The 18,871-nt window shown below is 74.0% G+C and carries 18 protein-coding genes; 5 read left to right on the forward strand and 13 right to left on the reverse strand.

The features are described 5' to 3' along the window. Positions 1 to 14: 14 nt before the first annotated feature. Positions 15 to 770: a maleylpyruvate isomerase family mycothiol-dependent enzyme gene (locus ACZ7HT_RS10225; protein WP_471163090.1), complete on the forward strand. Its 756-nt coding sequence runs from the start codon at positions 15 to 17 to the stop codon at positions 768 to 770. Positions 771 to 779: 9 nt separating this feature from the next. Here the strand turns inward: ACZ7HT_RS10225 and ACZ7HT_RS10230 are convergent, their stop codons facing one another. The 4 genes from ACZ7HT_RS10230 to ACZ7HT_RS10245 form a co-directional block, all read right to left on the reverse strand. Further along, positions 780 to 1,196 carry a hypothetical protein gene (locus ACZ7HT_RS10230; RefSeq protein ID WP_471162500.1) on the reverse strand — a complete coding sequence of 139 codons (417 nt, stop codon included), beginning with the start codon at positions 1,194 to 1,196 and terminating at the stop codon, positions 780 to 782. 67 nt (positions 1,197 to 1,263) lie between these two features. Then, entirely contained in the window at positions 1,264 to 1,929 is a 666-nt protein-coding gene (locus ACZ7HT_RS10235) for a response regulator transcription factor (protein ID WP_471162503.1), read from the reverse strand. Then, positions 1,926 to 3,212, reverse strand: a complete 1,287-nt coding sequence (locus ACZ7HT_RS10240; RefSeq protein ID WP_471162506.1) for a sensor histidine kinase — start codon at positions 3,210 to 3,212, stop codon at positions 1,926 to 1,928. Before ACZ7HT_RS10240 ends, ACZ7HT_RS10235 begins: the two co-directional genes overlap by 4 nt. A gap of 110 nt (positions 3,213 to 3,322) precedes the next feature. After that, positions 3,323 to 4,018, reverse strand: a complete 696-nt coding sequence (locus tag ACZ7HT_RS10245; RefSeq protein ID WP_471162509.1) for a TetR/AcrR family transcriptional regulator — start codon at positions 4,016 to 4,018, stop codon at positions 3,323 to 3,325. Between the two features lie 163 nt (positions 4,019 to 4,181). Between ACZ7HT_RS10245 and ACZ7HT_RS10250 the strand changes: the two genes are divergently transcribed. Continuing rightward, complete coding sequence (locus ACZ7HT_RS10250; protein WP_471162512.1) at positions 4,182 to 4,661, forward strand: nitroreductase family deazaflavin-dependent oxidoreductase; 480 nt, start codon at positions 4,182 to 4,184, stop codon at positions 4,659 to 4,661. Between the two features lie 34 nt (positions 4,662 to 4,695). Here the strand turns inward: ACZ7HT_RS10250 and ACZ7HT_RS10255 are convergent, their stop codons facing one another. Beyond that, a complete protein-coding gene (locus ACZ7HT_RS10255) occupies positions 4,696 to 5,946 on the reverse strand; it encodes a geranylgeranyl reductase family protein (RefSeq protein WP_471163093.1) in 1,251 nt (416 codons plus the stop codon). Between the two features lie 346 nt (positions 5,947 to 6,292). Here ACZ7HT_RS10255 and ACZ7HT_RS10260 point away from each other — a divergent pair, with 346 nt between their 5' ends. Both ACZ7HT_RS10260 and ACZ7HT_RS10265 read left to right on the forward strand, forming a co-directional pair. Beyond that, a complete protein-coding gene (locus ACZ7HT_RS10260; protein WP_471162515.1) occupies positions 6,293 to 7,657 on the forward strand; it encodes a M20/M25/M40 family metallo-hydrolase in 1,365 nt (454 codons plus the stop codon). Between the two features lie 84 nt (positions 7,658 to 7,741). Beyond that, on the forward strand, positions 7,742 to 8,443 hold the full coding sequence (locus tag ACZ7HT_RS10265) for an MBL fold metallo-hydrolase (RefSeq protein WP_471162518.1): 702 nt from the start codon (positions 7,742 to 7,744) through the stop codon (positions 8,441 to 8,443). 161 nt (positions 8,444 to 8,604) lie between these two features. Here ACZ7HT_RS10265 and ACZ7HT_RS10270 read toward each other — a convergent pair whose 3' ends face one another. Both ACZ7HT_RS10270 and ACZ7HT_RS10275 read right to left on the reverse strand, forming a co-directional pair. Next, on the reverse strand, positions 8,605 to 9,639 hold the full coding sequence (locus ACZ7HT_RS10270) for an NUDIX hydrolase (protein WP_471162521.1): 1,035 nt from the start codon (positions 9,637 to 9,639) through the stop codon (positions 8,605 to 8,607). A gap of 116 nt (positions 9,640 to 9,755) precedes the next feature. Then, positions 9,756 to 10,706 (reverse strand): ROK family protein, encoded by a 951-nt coding sequence (locus ACZ7HT_RS10275; protein WP_471162524.1) that lies wholly within the window; start codon positions 10,704 to 10,706, stop codon positions 9,756 to 9,758. 148 nt (positions 10,707 to 10,854) lie between these two features. Between ACZ7HT_RS10275 and ACZ7HT_RS10280 the strand changes: the two genes are divergently transcribed. Continuing rightward, a complete protein-coding gene (locus ACZ7HT_RS10280; protein ID WP_471162527.1) occupies positions 10,855 to 11,889 on the forward strand; it encodes a LacI family DNA-binding transcriptional regulator in 1,035 nt (344 codons plus the stop codon). A 47-nt stretch (positions 11,890 to 11,936) separates the two neighbouring features. Here ACZ7HT_RS10280 and ACZ7HT_RS10285 read toward each other — a convergent pair whose 3' ends face one another. The 6 genes from ACZ7HT_RS10285 to ACZ7HT_RS10310 form a co-directional block, all read right to left on the reverse strand. Continuing rightward, on the reverse strand, positions 11,937 to 13,901 hold the full coding sequence (locus ACZ7HT_RS10285) for a serine/threonine-protein kinase (RefSeq protein WP_471162529.1): 1,965 nt from the start codon (positions 13,899 to 13,901) through the stop codon (positions 11,937 to 11,939). A 70-nt stretch (positions 13,902 to 13,971) separates the two neighbouring features. Beyond that, a complete protein-coding gene (locus ACZ7HT_RS10290) occupies positions 13,972 to 15,264 on the reverse strand; it encodes a DUF6986 family protein (protein ID WP_471162532.1) in 1,293 nt (430 codons plus the stop codon). Positions 15,265 to 15,543: 279 nt separating this feature from the next. Then, the gene (locus ACZ7HT_RS10295; protein WP_471162534.1) at positions 15,544 to 16,518 is read right to left on the reverse strand and encodes an electron transfer flavoprotein subunit alpha/FixB family protein; all 975 of its coding nucleotides are present in this window, start codon (positions 16,516 to 16,518) and stop codon (positions 15,544 to 15,546) included. A 63-nt stretch (positions 16,519 to 16,581) separates the two neighbouring features. Further along, positions 16,582 to 17,367 carry an electron transfer flavoprotein subunit beta/FixA family protein gene (locus ACZ7HT_RS10300; protein WP_471162537.1) on the reverse strand — a complete coding sequence of 262 codons (786 nt, stop codon included), beginning with the start codon at positions 17,365 to 17,367 and terminating at the stop codon, positions 16,582 to 16,584. 199 nt (positions 17,368 to 17,566) lie between these two features. Next, positions 17,567 to 18,091, reverse strand: coding sequence for a flavin reductase family protein (locus ACZ7HT_RS10305; RefSeq protein ID WP_471162540.1), 525 nt, complete (start codon positions 18,089 to 18,091; stop codon positions 17,567 to 17,569). 258 nt (positions 18,092 to 18,349) lie between these two features. Next, complete coding sequence (locus ACZ7HT_RS10310; protein WP_471162543.1) at positions 18,350 to 18,661, reverse strand: TlpA family protein disulfide reductase; 312 nt, start codon at positions 18,659 to 18,661, stop codon at positions 18,350 to 18,352. Between the last annotated feature and the right edge of the window lie 210 nt (positions 18,662 to 18,871).

The raw sequence follows: 18,871 nt of genomic DNA on the forward strand, positions 1-18,871 counted from the left end.
GCGTCATGGACACGCTGAAGATCCCCGAGCACATCCTGGCCCTTGAGACGGCTGGTCTCGGCCTCGCGGACGCCGCCGCCGCGGCAGGACCCGACGCGGAGGTGCCGACCTGCCCCGGATGGCGGGTCCGGGACCTCCTCCGCCACACGGCCATGGTGCACCGCTGGGCCACGACCTTCGTGGCCGAGGGGCGCACCGCGTTCCACCCCGGCGAGGGAGAGACGGCGCTCGACGGCGAGGAGCTGCTCGCGTACTTCCGAGAGGGGCACGCGCGACTGGTCGCCGCCCTGCGCGCGGCGCCGGAGGACCTGGAGTGCTGGACCTTCCTCCCGGCACCCTCACCGCTCGCCTTCTGGGCCCGCCGCCAGGCGCACGAGACGACCGTCCACCGCGCGGACGCCGAGTCCGCGCTCGCGAACGGTCCGGGACCGGTGGATCCGGCGGTCGCCGCCGACGGCATCGACGAACTGTTCCGCGCCTTCCACGCCCGCGACCGCAGCCGGGTGCGGACGGCCGGACCCCGGACCCTGCGGGTGCGGACGACGGACACCGACGACGTCTGGACCGTTCGTCTCTCGCCGACGGACCCGCCCCGGACGGAACGGGCCTTCCACGTCACGGGCGGCCCGGCCGACACCGAACTGAGCGGCCCCGCCGACCGGTTGTACCTGACCCTGTGGAACCGGCTCCCGGCCGGGGCCGTCACCCTGACCGGCGACGAGGAGCTCCTCCGGGTGTGGCGGGAGACCTCGGCGATCACCTGGGGCTGAGCGCGAGGATCAGTGAGCCGACGGGAGGCCGAGCGGGGCGAGGTCCGGCTCGACCCACCGGGCGCGGGCCTCGGCGGACGCCAGCGTGGCGGGACGGTAGAACCGGCCGAGCAGATCCTTGTCGAGCAGGTCGGCGTGGCGCGCCGCGAAGGCCGCGAAGTCCGGCAGCCGGTCCTCCGCCGCGCACCCGGCCACCAGCTCGACCCACGCCCTGGTCATCGTGACGTGGAACTTCCCTGGTGCCCCCGCGGCGCGGGCGGTGCGCTCGATGCCCTCGCTGACGAAGGCGACGGCGTCGGGCATCCCCACCCGCCGTACCGCCAGCCAGGTCAGATGGACGTGCTCGCGGTGCCCGAAGCCGCCGGTGGCCGCCATGGCCTCGGCCATCAGCTCCCGGAAGACGATCTCATGCGAAGGGGAAGTCACGAGATCGGAATATACGATTTCGCAGCGATGGCCCGCAAACACCGCCCGGACGGCGGCGCCCGCCCCCTCAGCCCAGCCAGCCCGGCCTGACCAGGCCCGACTCGTAGGCAAGGACGACGAGTTGGGCGCGGTCCCGGGCGCCCAGCTTCACCATCGCGCGGCTCACATGGGTCTTGGCGGTGAGGGGGCTCACGACCAGGCGCCGGGCGATCTCCTCGTTCGACAGGCCGATCCCCACCAGGGCCATCACCTCCCGCTCCCGCTCGGTCAGGGCGCCGAGCGCGGCCGTCGCCGCCGGGGCCTTGGAGCGGGCCGCGAATTCCTCGATGAGCCGGCGGGTGACGCCCGGGGAGAGCAGCGCGTCCCCGTGGACGACGGCCCGCACGGCCCGCAGCAGCTCCTCCGGTTCCGTGTCCTTGACGAGGAAGCCGGAGGCGCCCGCGCGGATCGCCTCGAAGACGTACTCGTCGAGCTCGAAGGTGGTCAGCATGACGACCCGGACCCCGCCGAGGTCCGGGTCCTCGGTGATGCGCCGGGTCGCCTCCAGGCCGTCGAGCCGGGGCATCCGGATGTCCATGAGCACGACGTCGGGGCGCAGCGCCCGGACCCGGTCCACCGCCTCGTCGCCGTCGGCGGCCTCGCCGGTCACCTCGATGTCGGGCTGGGCGTCGAGCAGCGCGCGGAATCCCGCCCGCACCAGCGACTGGTCGTCGGCGAGCAGGACACGGATCACGGGGTCTCCTTCGTACGGAGCGGCAGGACGGCGTGGACGCGGAAGCCGCCGTCCGGGCGGATACCCGCCTCGATGGTGCCACCGAGGGCAGCGGCCCGCTCCCGCATTCCGGCGAGTCCGTTCCCGCTGCCGCCGGCCTCCGTGCCGGTGGCGGGGCCGTCGTCGTCGACGGTCAGCTCCAGGCTCCCGGAGCCGTGCGCGATCCGGACCCGTGCGGCACGCGAACCGGAGTGGCGCACCACGTTGGTGAGCGCCTCCTGCACGATCCGGAAGGCGGCGAGGTCGGCGCCGGGCGGCAGGGCCGCCGGGGCGCCGCTGGTCGAGACGGTGACCGTGAGGCCCGCGGCGGCGGCCTGCTCGACGAGTTCGGGCAGCCGGTCGAGGCCGGGGGCCGGGGCGCGGGGGACGTCACCGGGGGTACGGAGGGTGTCGAGGACCTGCCGGACCTCGCCGAGCGCCTCCTTGCTGGCCGCCTTGATGGTGGTCAGCGCGGTCCTGGCCTGTTCGGGGTCGGAGTCCAGGAGGGCGAGTCCGACGCCGGCCTGCACGTTGATCACGGAGATCGAGTGGGCCAGCACGTCGTGGAGTTCGCGGGCGATGCGGAGCCGTTCCTCGTCGGCGCGGCGCCGCTCGGCGGCGGCCCGTTCGGCCCGCAGCTGGGCGTGCTGCTCGCGCCGTACCCGTACGACCTCGGACGCGGCGAGCACGGCCACGGCGAACGCGGCGGCGGGCAGCTCCTGCCCCCAGGGCGCGGGCCCGTCACCGGCCGGGGGCAGATAGCGGTAGAGCCAGTGGGCGAGCAGCAGATGGCCCGCCCAGAGCAGGCCGATGGCCCACCAGGCGGCGGTCCGGTGGCCGTGGACGACGGCCGCGAAGCAGGCGACGGCCACCATGACGAAGACCGGGCCGTACGGGTAGCCGGCCGCGAGGTAGCCGAGGGTCACGGCCGCGACGGCGAACACCACCGGCACGGGCCGGCGATGACGGAACAGCAGCGGGACCGCCCCGAGCAGGAGCAGGGCCCGCCCGAGGGCGTCGAGCGCCTCCCGGTCCGGCTGGTTGCGCGCGGAGAAACCGGTGCCCACCATGACGAGGACGGCGATCAGCACGGTCGACCGCCAGGCCAGACCCCCACCGTCCCGCCACCTCGGCTCCCGGAACCTGCGGCCGGGGTCGCGCCGTGGCGTGCGGCCCGGCTCACGCCCGGGCTCGCGGCCGCCGTGTCCCCGTCGGGGCCCCCGTCGGGGCCCGTGCCAGGGCCCGCCCGGTCGCTCCTCGTCCATGCCCGCTTCCATACCGGTCACGCTAGCCGCGACCGCCCCGCGCGCACGTCAGCCCGGCGGGGTGGTCGCGCGTACTCCCGCCGGAGTAGGAACACGGCCCGGGCGGCGGGTCAGCCGCGCGGGAGGAGGCCCACGTCCTGGCCCAGGCGGCGGGCCGCCGCCGCGAAGAAGGTGTCGCGGTCCTCGACGACGTTGTCGAACTGGCCGAAGACCTCGAAGGAAACGAGGCCGAAGAGCTGCGACCAGGCGGCGACGAGCGCGACGATGAGTGCCGGCGGCAGGTCCGCGGCGATGTCGGCGCTGATGCGCGCGGCTTCGGGCGCCAGGGTGTCCGGCAGGGGCCTGAGGGCGACTCCCTCGCCGGTGTGGGCGCTGCGGGCGATGTCGATGAAGACGAGACCGACGCGGGAGGCGGGGGCGATCGTGTCCTGGGGGGCGGTGTAGCCGGGGACCGGAGAGCCGTAGATGAGGGCGTACTCGTGGGGGTGGGCGACGGCCCAGGCGCGGACCGCCCTGCAGGTGGCGGTCCAGCGGTCGAGGGGGCGCTCGGCCCCGGCCCCGGCGGCCGCCTGTTCGGCGGCGGCGCCGACGGCGTCGTAGGCGTCGACGATGAGGGCGGTGAGCAGGTCGTCGCGGCTGGGGAAGTAGCGGTAGAGGGCGGAGGACACCATGCCCAGTTCGCGGGCGACGGCGCGCAGGGACAGCTTGGCGGCGCCTTCGGCGGCGAGCTGGGTGCGGGCCTCGTCCTTGATGGCGGCGGTGATCTCGATGCGGGCGCGGGCGCGGGCTCCTCGAACGGTCGTCATGGAGAGCAGTGTGCCACTTTCAGAGCACTGGAACGAAACGAGAGCACCGCTCTTGCGTGCCGACGCAGAACCGTGCACACTGATCTCAAGCGAGAGCAGTGCTCACAGTTTCGATCGCAGCATGATTCCGCAGGATTCCGCGAGACTTCCGCAGGAGGCCCACATGTCCGCTCAGCCCGCCGCCCACGTCATGAAGCCCGGCTGGTTCACCGTGAACGTCTTCAACCGCGCCGTCGCCTGGATGACCCGCCGCGGCATCAGCGTCTGGGGCTCCCGTGTCCTGGCCGTCCGCGGCCGCAAGAGCGGCGAATGGCGCCGCACCCCCGTCAACCTCCTGACGGTGGACGGCTCCCAGTACCTCGTCGCCCCCCGCGGCCACGTCCAGTGGACCCACAACATGCGGGCGGCCGGCGGCGGCCAGCTGCACCTGGGCAAGCACGTGCAGGAGTTCACCGCCGTCGAGGTCGGCGACGACGACAAGCCCGTCCTGCTCCGCGCCTACCTCAAGCGCTGGAAGGCCGAGGTCGGCGTCTTCTTCGACGGCGTCGGCCCCGACTCCTCCCCGGAGGAGCTGCGGGCCATCGCCCCGAAGCACCCCGTCTTCCGCATCACGACGACGGGCCCCGCCACCCCGGCGGCGTGATGCCGGCCGGGACGACGGGGCCCGTGACGAACGGTCAGACGTCTTCCGGGGCGCTCTCCGGCTCGGACGCCGCGCGCTCGCGCGGGCTGACGCCCCGCCCGGCCGGGCCGACTCCCGCCGAGGTGTCCATGCGCTTGTCGAGGAGCTCAAGGGCCCGCCGGGCCATGCCGTTCGAGCGGACCATGCCACCGAGCGTGGCGGAACCGCGGGTGATGTCGGCGAAGGCGTTCCAGGCCGGGCGCAGTCCCGTGATCACCGCGTGCAGCAGCCCGGGCCGCCGCTCGAAGACGGCGAGCATCCGGCGCCCGACCGCCATCTCGACCCCGAGGCCCGCCTTGATGGCGAAGGCGTAGTTCAGGGCCTGGCGCCGCGCGTCGACCGCGTCGTTCGACTCGGCGACCCGCACCGCCCACTCGCCCGCGAGACGACCCGAGCGCAGCGCGTACGAGATGCCCTCGCGGGTCCACGGCTCCAGGAGGCCCGCCGCGTCACCGCAGACCAGGACCCGGCCGCGGGAGAGCGGCGAGTCGTCGGTGCGGCAGCGCGTCAGATGACCGGAGGAGATCGAGGGCTCGAAGCCGGCGAGGCCGAGCCGGGCCACGAAGTCCTCCATGTACCGCTTGGTGGCGGCGCCTTCGCCGCGCGCCGAGATGACGCCGACGGTCAGCGTGTCCCCCTTGGGGAACACCCAGCCGTAACTGCCGGGCATCGGCCCCCAGTCGATGAGGACCCGCCCCTTCCAGTCCTCCGCCACGGACGGCGGCACGGGAATCTCCGCCTCCAGACCCAGGTCGACCTGACCGAGCCTCACCCCCACATGGGCGCCTATCCGGCTGGCACTGCCGTCGGCACCGACGACCGCGCGCGCGAGGACGGTCTCGCCGTCGGCGAGGACGACGGCGACGGTCCGCCGGTCCGGCACCGCCGGGCCGTGCTGCTCGACGCGGGACACCGTGGCCCCGGTCCGCAGTTCGGCTCCGGCCTTCTGCGCGTGCTCGACGAGCTGCGCGTCGAACTCCGGACGGTTGATGAGCCCGAAGAGCATCCGGCGCGAGCGGCGGGTGCGGGCGAAGCGTCCCTCCAGGGAGAAGGTGACGGCGTGGACCCGGTCCTGGAGGGGCAGTTCGAAGCCCGGCGGGAGCGAGTCGCGGGAGGGGCCGATGATGCCGCCGCCGCAGGTCTTGTACCGGGGCAGCTCCGACTTCTCCAGGAGCAGCACCCGGCGGCCGGCGACCGCCGCCGCGTAGGCCGCGGACGCACCGGCCGGGCCGGCGCCGACGACCACGACGTCCCAGACCTCCGCCGGCTCCCCGGCTGACGACCCCTCCGACGAGCCGGCCGGTTCCCCGTCGGGCGCCGCGTCGTCCGGGAGCCGTGCCGGCTCCGCCTCGGCGCTCCCGGCGGCCGCGGCAGCCGCGTTCTCGGGCTCGGTGTGCTCCGGACCGGCGTTCTCTGCGTGCTCGCTGCTCACGTGTGCTTCTGCTCCTGATCCGACCGGTGGTCTGCCTGACGCATCCTACGGCGCGGTAGCCAGGGCCCCGCCCGTAGGATCGGCGGTGCGTTCGCCGTACCACGACATACGACGGACGCCGTCCTCACGTCGTAACGTCGCACCCATCAGGAGCGTGCCCATGACTTCGAATCCGATCGCCGAGACCGTCCGGTCACTGATGCCCCGGGCCAAGGCCGAGCTCACGGAGCTCGTGGCCTTCGAGTCGGTGGCGGACGAGGCCGTGGCCCCGCGAAGCGAGTGCGAGGCCGCGGCGAACTGGGTCGCGGACGCCCTGCGCACCGAGGACTTCCAGGACGTGGCGCTGCTCGACACCCCGGACGGCTCGCAGGCCGTGTACGGCGTCCTGCCCGGCCCGGTCGGCGCGCCGACCGTCCTCCTGTACGCCCACTACGACGTGCAGCCGAAGCTGGACGAGTCCATCTGGCTCTCCCCGCCGTTCGAGCTGACCGAGCGGGACGGCCGCTGGTACGGGCGCGGCACCGCCGACTGCAAGGGCGGCGTCATCATGCACCTGCTCGCGCTGCGCGCCCTCAAGGCGAACGGCGGCGTGCCGGTGACGGTCAAGGTCATCGTCGAGGGCTCGGAGGAGCAGGGCACCGGCGGTCTCGAGCGGTACGCGGAGCAGCACCCCGAACTGCTCACGGCCGACGCCATCGTGATCGGCGACGCGGGCAACTTCCGCGTGGGCATGCCGACCGTGACCGCGACGCTGCGCGGCATGACGATGATCCGGGTCACGATCGACACCCTGGAGGGCAATCTGCACTCCGGTCAGTTCGGTGGTGCCGCGCCCGACGCGCTGGCCGCGCTGATCCGCGTCCTGGACTCGCTGCGCGGCCCGGACGGCTCCACCGTCATCGACGGCCTCGCGAGCGACCAGGTGTGGGAGGGCCTCCAGTACCCGGAGGAGGACTTCCGCCAGGACGCCAAGGTGCTGTCCGGCGTGTCCCTGCCGGGTGCCGGCACGGTCGCCGACCGGATCTGGGCGCGCCCGGCGGTCACGGTCATCGGCATCGACGCCCACCCGGTGGCCGGCGCGACCCCGTCGGTCCCGAAGTCGGCGCGCGCGCAGATCAGCCTGCGGGTGCCGCCGGGCGAGGACGCGGCCGAGGTGACGAAGCTCCTGTACGCGCACATCGAGAAGCACACGCCGTGGGACGCCCGGGTGTCGTTCGAGCAGGTCGGCCAGGGCCAGCCGTTCCAGGCGGACACCTCGAGCCCGGCGTACGCGTCGATGGCCGAGGCGATGCGGATCGCGTACCCCGGCGAGGAGATGCAGACGGCGGGCCAGGGCGGCTCCATCCCGCTGTGCAACACGCTGGCCTCGCTCTACCCGGAGTCGGAGATCCTCCTCATCGGTCTGAGCGAGCCGGAGGCGCAGATCCACGCGCCGAACGAGTCCGTCTCGCCCGAGGAGCTGGAGCGCCTGTCGGTGGCCGAGGCGCACTTCCTCGTCAACTACGCCCGGTCGAAGCAGGCCTGACGGCCCGTCGGTTCAGCGCTCGGCGAAGCTCGCCGAGAGCGTAGAAGCATACGGCGGACCTGCGCGGATGCGTAGGTTCGCCGTATGGCATCCATCGAACCGACCCGGATCACCCCTCGACTGCACCTCCTCGACTTCTCCATCGGCCAGGCCTACCTGTGGCAGGACGAGGAGGAGCTGACCCTGATCGACGCCGGCTGGGCCGGCACGGCGGACGCCATCGGCGCGGCGATACGGTCGGTCGGCCTGGACCCGGACCGGCTGCGCCGGATCGTGCTGACCCACTGCCACCGGGACCACGTGGGCGCGGCCCAGGAACTCGCGGACCGGCACGGTGCCGAGATCCTCGCGCACCGGCTCGACGCGCCGGTGATCCGGGGCGAGGCCCCGGTCCCGGAGCCGGACCTCCTGGACTGGGAGGTCCCGATCTTCGAGCACGGCCTGACCTCGCCGGAGGCACCGCCGACGCGGGTCGACCGGGAGGTCGAGGACGGCGAGGAGCTCGGCTTCGGCGACGGGGCCGTGGTGGTCCACGCCCCGGGCCACACCCCCGGCTCGATCGCCGTCCATCTCCCGCGCCACGGCGTGCTGTTCACGGGGGACACGGTGGCCTCGGTGCCGGACGTCATGTTCGGCGTCCTGCACGTCGACCGCGCGCTCGCCCTGGACTCGATGCGGACGCTCGCGAAGCTGGCGCCGTCGGTGCTGTGCTGCGGGCACGGGGCACCGGTGACGACGGACACGGCGGACCGCCTGACGGCGGCAGCGGCGGCGGCCCAGGCCTGACGGAATCGGTCCCTCAGCCGACCGGGTCGCCTGGGGCTCAGCCCGCCGGGGTCGCCCTGGGGCTCAGCCCACCAGGGCCGCCCTGGGGCTCAGCCCACCGGGGCCCTTGGGGCTCAGCCCACCGGGGCCCTTGGGACTCAGCCTTCCGGGGCCCTTGGGCCTCAGCCCACCGGGTCGCCCGCCTCCAGGTTGAGGACTGTGCCGCGTTCGCGGGCGCGCAGGGCCCAGTGGAGGCGCCTGTAGCGGACGGGCGGCAGCAGCTCGGCGGCCTCCTCCTCGGTGACGAACCGCCAGCCGCGCAACTCGGCGCCGGGGAGGTGGAGCCGCTCGACGTCGGCGGTACGGAGCGTTCCGCCGTCGAAGAGGAGACGCAGCCCCCCGTAGCCGGGGGGCTTGGGGCGTTCCCAGTCGACGAGCAGCAGCCGGGGTACGGAGCCGAGTTCGAGGCCGACCTCCTCGGCCACCTCGCGCATGCCGGCCCGGGCCGGCGGTTCTCCCGGCTCGACGACGCCGCCGGGGAACTCCCAGCCGGGCTTGTAGGTGGGGTCGACGAGCAGGAAGCGGTCCTGCTCGTCGAAGAGCAGGACGCCCGCGGCGAGGGTCTCGCCGGTCGGCTCGGGCGTCTGGACGATCCCGCAGGGAGCGGCCCGGCCGGCCAGGACCGCGTCGGCGACGGCCCGGGCGGCCCCGGCCGCGGTGAGTCCCGAGGTGTCGACGGTGTAGGCGTCGGCGGCGAGCCAGTCGAGGGCGGCGCGGTACGGGGGCAGGTGCTGGTGACACCACGCGCGTACACGGGCGTCGGCCTCGGGGTCGCCGTACTCCGACCGGTCGTCGATCCGCTGCCGCAGGATCGTTTCCTCCGGGGCGAGCAGCACATGGCGCACGTCGATGCGGCGGGCGGCGAGCCCGCCGAAGATCTCGTCCCGGTACTCCTGCCGCAGCAGGGTCATCGGGACGACGAGGACGCCGCCGACCTCGGCGAGCAGGGCGGCGGCGGTGTCGACGACCAGGCGGCGCCAGATCGGCAGGTCCTGGTAGTCCTCGACCTCGGCGAGCCGCTTGGCCGGGAGCAGCCGGCGCAGTCCCCCGCCGGTGACCTCGGGGTCGTACAGGGTGCTGTTCGGGATCAGATCGACCAGCTCGCGCGCGGTGCTGGACTTTCCCGCACCGAACGTACCGTTGATCCAGACGATCACGTTTCCCCCTCATCGATAGCCCCCAGTGGCTTGCCCGCAACACCCTGCCACGGAAACCACGAACAGCGGGACCGGGCCGCAGGCACCGGCAGGAGGCTAGGACCGGGGCGGTGCGGTCATCCGCCGGATCCTCGGCGGGTGGCCGCCGCCGCGGCGCCGAGGAGGCCCGCGTCGGTGCCCGTGGCCGCGGGGACGACCGTCAGGTTCCGGGTGAAGGAGAGCGCGGCGTAGCCGCCGAGGCTGCGGCGGAGCGGGGCGAAGAGGACCTCGCCGGCGCCCGCCACCCCGCCGCCGACGACCGCGATGTCGATCTCGACGAGAGCGGCGGTGGCGGCGATGCCGGCGGCGAGGGCCTGGGCCGCGCGCTCGAACGCGGCGATGGCGACCGGGTCCCCGGCCTGGGCGGCGGCGGCCACCGCGGCGGCGGAGACGTCGCCGTCGGGTCCCGGCCGCCAGCCGTTCTCCAGGGCGCGGCGGGCCAGGTGCGGTCCGCTGGCCAGCCGCTCGACGCAGCCGCGCCCGCCGCACGCGCAGGGTTCGCCGTCGAGGTCCACCGGGACGTGGCCGATGTGACCGGCGTTGCCGGTGGGGCCCGGGTGGACCCGGCCGTTCAGGACGAGGCCGCCTCCGACACCCGTGGAGACCACGAGGCACAGGGCGTTGGCGTGGCCCCGGGCGGCCCCGAGCCAGTGCTCGGCGGCCGTCATGGCGACACCGTCGCCGACGAGGGTGACCGGCCGGCCGGCGGCGGCCCGGCGGACCCGCTCGACGAGCGGATAGTCCCGCCAGCCGGGTACGTTCACCGGGCTGACGGTTCCCCGGGAGGCGTCGACCGGACCGGCGCTGCCGATGCCGACGGCCCCGGCGGACTCCCACAGCGGGGAGGCCGCGAGGTCGGCGAGCACCGCCTCGACCGCCGCCATCACCGTCTCGCCGTCCTCACGCGCGGGCGTGGGCCGCTGGGAGCGGACGTGGATGCGGCCCTCGCCGTCGACCAGCGCGCCCGCGATCTTGGTGCCCCCGATGTCGAGGGCGGCGACGAGGCCCGTGGCGGGGTCGGTGTCCATGGGCGCGGAGTCTCCAGTCTGCGGCGGGAACGGAAAGTCGTTCCGTACAGTCTCCCAGTGATGACAACGTTGTCCAAGCTCTATGCTCGAATCGAGATCGACTCGACTACCCCACACCGAGTGACCCGCTCCGGAGGAACCCCGCACCGTGGCAGACATAGCCCGCCGCCCCGAGTCCCGCTACGGCACCCGGCCCACGATGAAGGACGTCGCCGCCCGGGCGGGCGTCGGCCTCAAGACGGTGTCCCGGGTCGTCAACGGCGAACCGGGCGTCACCCCGGACACCGAGCGCCGCGTACGGGAGGCGATCGAGGCCCTGGGATTCCGCCGCAACGACAGCGCGCGCGTCCTGCGCAAGGGCCGCACGGCGACCGTCGGCCTCGTCCTGGAGGATCTCGCCGACCCCTTCTACGGGCCGCTCAGCCGGGCGGTCGAGGAGGTGGCGCGGGCGCACGGGGCCCTGCTGTTCAACGGTTCGAGCGCCGAGGACCCGGACCGGGAACAGGAGTTGGCGCTCGCGCTCTGCGCGCGCCGGGTCGACGGCCTCATCGTCATCCCCGCCGGTGACGACCACCGGTACCTGGAGCCGGAGATGAGGGCGGGTGTCGCCACGGTCTTCGTCGACCGGCCCGCCGGGCGCATCGACGCCGACGCCGTCCTCTCCGACAGCTTCGGCGGGGCGCGCGGAGGCGTGGCCCATCTGATCGCGCACGGCCACCGCCGGATCGGTTTCATCGGCGACCGTCCCCGCATCCACACCGCGGCCGAGCGGCTGCGCGGCTACCGGGCGGCGATGGACGACGCGGGCCTCCCGGTCCGGGACGCCTGGGTCTCCCTGGGCTCCACGGACCCGGAGCGCGTGAGCACGGCGGTACGGGAGATGCTGGCGGCGCCCGAGCCCGTGACGGCCCTGTTCTCGGGGAACAACCGGGTCACCGTGACCGTGGTCCGGGCCCTCGCCCGGCACGGGCGGCCGGTCGCCCTGGTCGGCTTCGACGACATCGAACTGGCCGACCTGCTCGGCGTCACGGTCGTCGCCCAGGACGCCGCCACCCTCGGCCGGACGGCGGCGCGGCGCCTCTTCCGGCGCCTCGACGGGGCCGACGAGGCACCGGAACGGCTGGTCCTCGGCACGACGCTGCTCGCCCGCGGATCGGGCGAGATCGCGCCACCGGCCGTCTGAGGCCCAGGGCCCGTCCGGCCCTGATCCGCCGGACGGTTCCCGGTCGTTCAGCAGATCCGCAGGCCCGCCACCGGACCGCCGCCGCCACCGCCCGAGAGGTGGAGCACGCTGAGGTAGACGTTGGTGTTGCCGCTGTCGTCGTCGGTGCGGGCGAACCAGCGGCTGGTGGTTCCGCCGTACGTCTCGGTCCGGTCCAGGTCGACCTGGCAGGAGAAGGAGCGCGGACCGGCGCCGACCGTGCCCATCTCGCCGCCGTCGTACCGGGTGGTGGTGGCGCTCCGGACGACCTGGCAGGTCGCGGACGAACCCGAGGCGGTGCAGCCGGAGGCGGGCGGCGGGGCCTGGGTGGTGGGCGCGGTCGTGGCGCCGCCCCCGGAGGGCGCGCGGGTCGTGCTCGTACCGCCGCCCGCGGTGCTGCTCCCACCGGCCGTGGCCGGGACCTTCGTACCGCCTCCGCCGCCGCCCGCTCCGGACGCCGGGTCCGAACCGGCGCCGCCCGCGGCCGCGCCCGGGTCCGAGCCGTCGGAGCCCGGTCCGTCGGTCGCCGGTGCACCCCCGGCCGCGGCGCCGGACTCCCGGCCGGAGGGCGTCGAGCCGGCGGACGGGGTGGCGCTGCCCCTCGGCCGCCCCGAGGGCGCGGTGCTGCTCCCGGGGTCGAGGACACGGCCGGAGTCACCCCCGGCGGCGGCGCCACCGCCCCCGTCCTGCGGGTTCTCCCCGGCGGCCCGCGCGCTGCCGTCGTGGTCCATGAGGGCGTACGTGACGCCCCCGCCGGCCAGGAGGACGGCGGCCACGGCGGCGGCGATCAGCACGCTCCCCCGGCGCGGCTTCGCCTCCGCACGGCGCGCGGCCCGTCCGCCGGAGCCGCCGGCGGCGGCGTCGAGCCGCACGGACGGCACGGGTGGCCCGGGCACGGCCGGGCCGAAGGATCCGGCGGGCGGCGTGGCGGCCGAGGCGTACGGGTGGGGCTCGACGGCGACTGCGTACGGATTCGGCTCCACGGAACCGGCGTACGGGTTCGCCACGGAGACCTCAGGCGCGGGCGCGGCAGCCGTCGGAGCGGGCACGGCAGCCGCCGGCGTCTCCGGGGCCACTTCCGCCTCCGGCGCCACTTCCGGCTCCGGCAGCGCTTCCGGCGCCGCACCCCCCACCGCGCCCAGGAGCCGCGCCGCCTCCCGTGCGGTCGGGCGGGAGGCGGGGTCCTTGTCCAGGAGGCGGCGCAGGACCGGGGTGAGGGGGCCCGAGCGCCGGGGCTCCGGGAGGGGTTCGGTGACGATGGCGGCGAGGGTCGACCAGGTGGACGTGCGGCGGAAGGGCGAGGAGCCCTCGACCGCCGCGTACAGGGTCGCGCCCACCGCCCACACGTCCGAGGCCGGGCCCGGGTCCTGTCCCTGGGCGCGCTCGGGGGCGAGGAAGTCGAGGGATCCGACGATCTCGCCGCTGCGCGTGAGGTGGGTCGCGGAGCCGTCGCCGGGGTCCTCCATCGTGGCGATGCCGAAGTCGGTGAGGACGATCCGGCCCATTGGGGTCTCCCCTGCTCGAGCGGAGTCGAGAGCTTGGGGAAGGTCGAGCAGGATGTTGCCGGGCTTCACGTCCCGGTGGAGGACGCCCACGTCGTGTGCGGCGGCCAGTGCCTCCAGGACCTGGGCGCCGATGCGGGCGGCCTCGGCGGGGTCGACGGTGCCGCGCTCGGCGAGGACGTCGTCGAGGGAGGGCCCTTCGACGAGCTCCATGACGATGACGGGCCGACCCTCGTGTTCGGTGACGTCGTGGACGGCGACGACTCCGGGGTGGCGGACCCGGGCGGCGGCGCGGGCCTCGCGGGTCATCCGCAGGCGCAGGTCGGCCAGTTCGGGCGCGGCCGCGTCCGAGTACGTGCGGAGTTCCTTGACGGCCACCTCACGGCCGAGCACCTCGTCGACGGCCCGCCAGACGACGCCCATGCCTCCGCGTCCGAGCTGACGCACGATTCTGTAGCGGCCCGCGAGCCGCCCGTTCTCCCCCGATGACACGCTGCCCCGTCCCCCTGTCGATCATGTGAACTCGACAAGGGTACGGGGCAGTTGGCGGGAAAGTGACCGTTTAGCGATCGGTGGTGGCGGTGAGGTCGCCTCGGCGCGGGGCGGCGAAGCGGTCGAGGTCGGCGCGGGTCATGCCGGTGAGGGCGTCGACCTCGGCGGTGTCGAGGGCGCCGCACTGGAGGCCGCGCAGCAGGTAGGAGCTGAGGGCCTTGGCGGTGGCGGGCTCGTCCATGACGTCGCCGCCGGCGTGGTTGGCGTAGGCGGAGAGGCGCTTGGCGGCGGTCTCGAAGCCCTCGCGGTAGAAGGCGAAGACGGCGGCGTAGCGGGTGGGGATGTGGCCGGGGTGCATGTCCCAGCCCTGGTAGTAGGCGCGGGAGAGGGCGCGGCGGGTGAGGCCGTAGTGCAGGCGCCAGGCCTCGTGGACGTGCTCGGTGGTGCCGACCGGGAGGACGTTGGTGGAGCCGTCGGAGACGCGGACGCCGGTGCCGGCGGCGGCGACCTGCATGATCGCCTTGGCGTGGTCGGCGGCCGGGTGGTCGCTGGCCTGGTAGGCGGCGGAGACGCCGAGGCAGGCGCTGTAGTCGAAGGTGCCGTAGTGCAGTCCGGTGGCGCGGCCCTCGGCGGCGCCGATCATGCGGGCGACGGCGGCGGTGCCGTCGCTGGCGAGGATGGACTGGCTGGTCTCGATCTGGATCTCGAAGCCGAGGCGGCCGGCGTCGAGGCCGTGGGCCTTCTCGAAGGCCTCCAGGAGGCGGACGAAGGCGGAGACCTGCTCGGGGTAGGTGACCTTCGGGAGGGTGAGGACGAGGCCGTCGGGGAGGCCGCCGTTCTCCAGGAGGCCGGTGAGGAAGACGTCGGTGGTGCGGATGCCGCGGTCGCGTACGGCGGACTCCATGCACTTCATCCGGATGCCCATGTACGGGGCGGCGGTGCCGTTCTCGTACGCCGCGGAGATCAGGCGGGCGGCGCGGGCCGCGTCCTGGTCCTCGTCCGTACCGGCGTAGCCGTCCTCGAAGTCGACGCGGAGGTCCTCGATGGGCTCGCGCTCCAGCTTGGCGCGTACGCGGCCGTAGACGTCCTCGGCGAGGTCGTCGGAGAGGCCGAGGACGGCGGCGAAGGAGGCGGCGTCGGGGGCGTGCTCGTCGAGGGCGGCGAGGGCCTGGTCGCCCCAGGAGCGGATGGTTCCGGCGTCGAAGGCGTTGCCGGGGACGTAGACGGTGTGGACGGGCTGGCGGGTGCCGGGGTCTCCCGGGTAGCGCCGGTCGAGCTCGGCGTCCACCGCTGCGAGGGAGGCGCTGATGCCCTCGCTGACCGCGCCGGCGAGGCTCGTCGACACCTTCTCCTGCTGACCCATCCTGCATCCTCCTGTTTTCCGCTGCACGGAATCAACAATCCGTATAGCGAAGTTAGTAGGCGTCGGGACCTGCGTCAATGGTTGTCCGAAACCACCGGGGGGGGGGGGGGGGGGGGGGGGGGGGGGGGGGGGGGGGGGGGGGGGGGGGGGGGGGGGGGGGGGGGGGGGGGGGGGGGATGCCTTGCTGTCTCTCTCCCCCCCCCCCCCCCCCCCCCACCTCCCCCCCCCCCCCCCCCCCCCCCCCCCCCCCCCCCCCGGGACCGACAGAACCGCAGGTCATCAGCCCTTGCGGGACTTCACCTCTTCGGTGAGCTGCGGGACGACGTCGAAGAGGTCGCCCACGACGCCGTAGTCGACGAGGTCGAAGATCGGAGCCTCGGCGTCCTTGTTGATGGCGACGATGGTCTTCGAGGTCTGCATGCCCGCGCGGTGCTGGATCGCGCCGGAGATGCCGGAGGCGATGTACAGCTGCGGCGAGACCGACTTGCCGGTCTGGCCGACCTGGTTGGAGTGCGGGTACCAGCCGGCGTCGACGGCGGCGCGGGAGGCGCCGACGGCGGCACCGAGCGAGTCGGCGAGCGCCTCGATGATCGCGAAGTTCTCGGCACCGTTGACGCCACGGCCGCCGGAGACCACGATCGCGGCCTCGGTCAGCTCCGGGCGGCCCGTCGACTCGCGCGGGGTGCGGGAGGTGACCTTGGTGCCGTGGGCCTTCTCCGAGAAGGAGACGGCGAGCGCCTCGACGGCGCCGGCGGCCGGGGCGGCCTCGACGGGGGCCGAGTTCGGCTTGACCGTGATGACCGGGGTGCCCTTGGAGACACGGGACTTGGTGGTGAAGGAGGCGGCGAACGCGGACTGCGTCGCGACCGGGCCCTCGTCACCGGCCTCCAGGTCCACGGCGTCGGTGATGATGCCGGAGCCGATGCGCACCGCGAGGCGGGCGGCGATCTCCTTGCCCTCGGCGGAGGACGGGACGAGCACGGCGGCCAGGGAGCCTGCGGCGGACACAGACTCGTACGCGGCCTGGAGGGCCTCGACCTTCGGGACGACGAGGTACTCGGCGAACTCGGGGGCGTCGGCGGTGAGGACCTTCACGGCGCCGTGCTCGGCGAGCGCGGCGGCGGTGTCGGCGGCGCCGTTGCCGAGGGCGACGGCGACCGGGTCGCCGAGGCGGCGGGCGAGCGTCAGCAGCTCCAGGGTGGGCTTGCGGACGGCTCCGTCGACGTGGTCGACGTAGACGAGAATCTCAGCCATGGGACTTCAATCTCCTGCGGAAGAAACGGGGGCGGACTTCAGCGGCTCACGCGAGCCCAGCGGCTAGATGAACTTCTGGCTCGCGAGGTACTCGGCGAGCTGCTTGCCGCCCTCGCCCTCGTCCTTGACGATCGTGCCGGCGGTGCGGGCCGGACGCTCGGCGGCGGAGTCGACCGCGGTCCAGGCACCCTCGAGACCGACCTCGTCGGCGTCGATCTCCAGGTCGTCCAGGTCCAGGGACTCCACCGGCTTCTTCTTGGCGGCCATGATGCCCTTGAAGGACGGGTAGCGGGCCTCGCCCGACTGGTCCGTCACGGAGACGACGGCCGGAAGCGAGGCCTGAAGCTGCTCGGAGGCGGTGTCGCCGTCACGGCGGCCGGTGACGACGCCGTCCTCGATCTTGACCTCGGAGAGCAGCGTGACCTGCGGGACGCCCAGGCGCTCGGCGAGGATCGCCGGGAGCACGCCCATGGTGCCGTCGGTGGAGGCCATACCGGCGATGACGACGTCGTAGCCGACCTTCTCGATCGCCTTGGCGAGCACCAGCGAGGTGCCCATGACGTCGGTGCCGTGCAGGTCGTCGTCCTCGACGTGGACCGCCTTGTCGGCGCCCATGGAGAGCGCCTTGCGCAGCGCGTCCTTGGCGTCCTCGGGGCCGACCGTGAGCACGGTGACCTCGGCGTCGTCGGCCTCTTCGGCGATCTGCAGGGCCTGCTCGACCGCGTACTCGTCGAGCTCCGACAGCAGGCCGTCGACGTCGTCGCGGTCGACGGTCAGGTCATCGGCGAAGTGCCGGTCGCCGGTGGCGTCGGGCACGTACTTCACACAGACAACGATCCTCAAGCTCACGCCGGCTCTCCTACTGCATCGTCATAACTGGGCTGCCTTGTTGCTCGCAGCATAGGCGCCTGAAGGGCGGGTTTCCGGTCGGGGCGCCGGACGCCCCGACCGAAATATTACTCGCCAGTACACCCAGTCCGTTACCCATGAGCAAGCGCTCAGGCATGTGACCTTGCCAACGCGCGGAGAGCGGCGCGCGGGGGAACTCTCAGTCGCGCAGCGCGTTGAAGCGGCCGTGGTGATAGAGGAGCGGACGGCCCGCCCCGTCCGGGTCCCCGGCGACCGCCTGCGCGATGACGATCCGGTGGTCACCGGCGGGCACCCGGGCCACCACGCGGCAGACCAGCCAGGCGAGGACACCGTCGAGCACGGGCACGCCCTCGGGGCCGAGGCTCCAGCGGGTCCCCTCGCCGAAGCGGTCGGCGCCGCTGCGCGCGAACGTGGCCGCGAGCTCCTGCTGGTGCTCGCCGAGTATGTGCACGCCGATGTGCTCGGCCTCGGAGATCACGGGCCAGCTGGAGGAACCCGTACCCACCCCGAAGGAGATCAGCGGGGGTTCGGCGGCGACGGAGTTGAGCGAGGTGGCGGTGAAGCCGACCGGGCGCTCACCGTGCGCGGTGACGACCGCGACGCCGGCGGCGTGCCGGCGGAAGACGGAGCGGAGCAGATCGGGAGAGGCCTGCCGGGGTGCGCCGATCGTGGGAACGGTACGGACTTCGGGCGAAACCGTCATGGAGTTGTCCTTCTGCGAGGGCGTCATGAGAGGGGTCCTGGGGTGGTCAGACACCCGGACAGCGCGCGCTCGCGTTGCGGGCCAGATCCACGTGGGCCCGGCCGTAGAGAAGGAGTTCTATGGGCACTCCGTCAGGGTGACGATCGGTGACCGGTGCAGTCAAGTGCGTACCGGGATGTGGGAGAAGTGTCACGCCGTCAGACGGCCCGGGCCCGGCGGGGGCCCCTGCGGTCAGACGGCCGGTCGTCAGACGGCCGGTCAGACGGCCCGGCCCAGGGCCGCGATGACGTCCGCCTTACGGGGCTGTCCTGCGGCCCTGCGGACGACGCGCCCGGCGGCGTCGAGGACGAGGACGGTGGGGGTACGGGCGATGCCGAGCTCGCGGACCAGGTCGAGCCGCTCCTCGGCGTCGATCTCCACGTGCCCCACGCCGGGCACCATCGCGGCGACCTCGGCGAGGGTCCGGCGGGTGGCCCGGCAGGGCTGGCAGAAGGCCGTCGAGAACTGGACGAGGGTCGCCCGCTCCCCCAGCTCGGTGCCGAGCGCCTCCGGCCCCAGGACCTCGGTCATCCCACTCCCCTTCATTCAGCCGTTCCCCCGGTGCAGCGTCGCACGACGCCGATCGATTCCCGCCACGACCACCGCGAGTGACGAGAATCTCCCCCTACGAAGCCGTCTGGACTGGTCACGGGGCCCCACATGGGGCACGATCTGCCCAAAGCCGAAAACCTACGGCCGCGTAACTTCGCCGGGAGAAACCGCTCCGGGCACATGAAGAAG

The organism is Streptomyces sp. NPDC037410, from assembly GCF_055602235.1.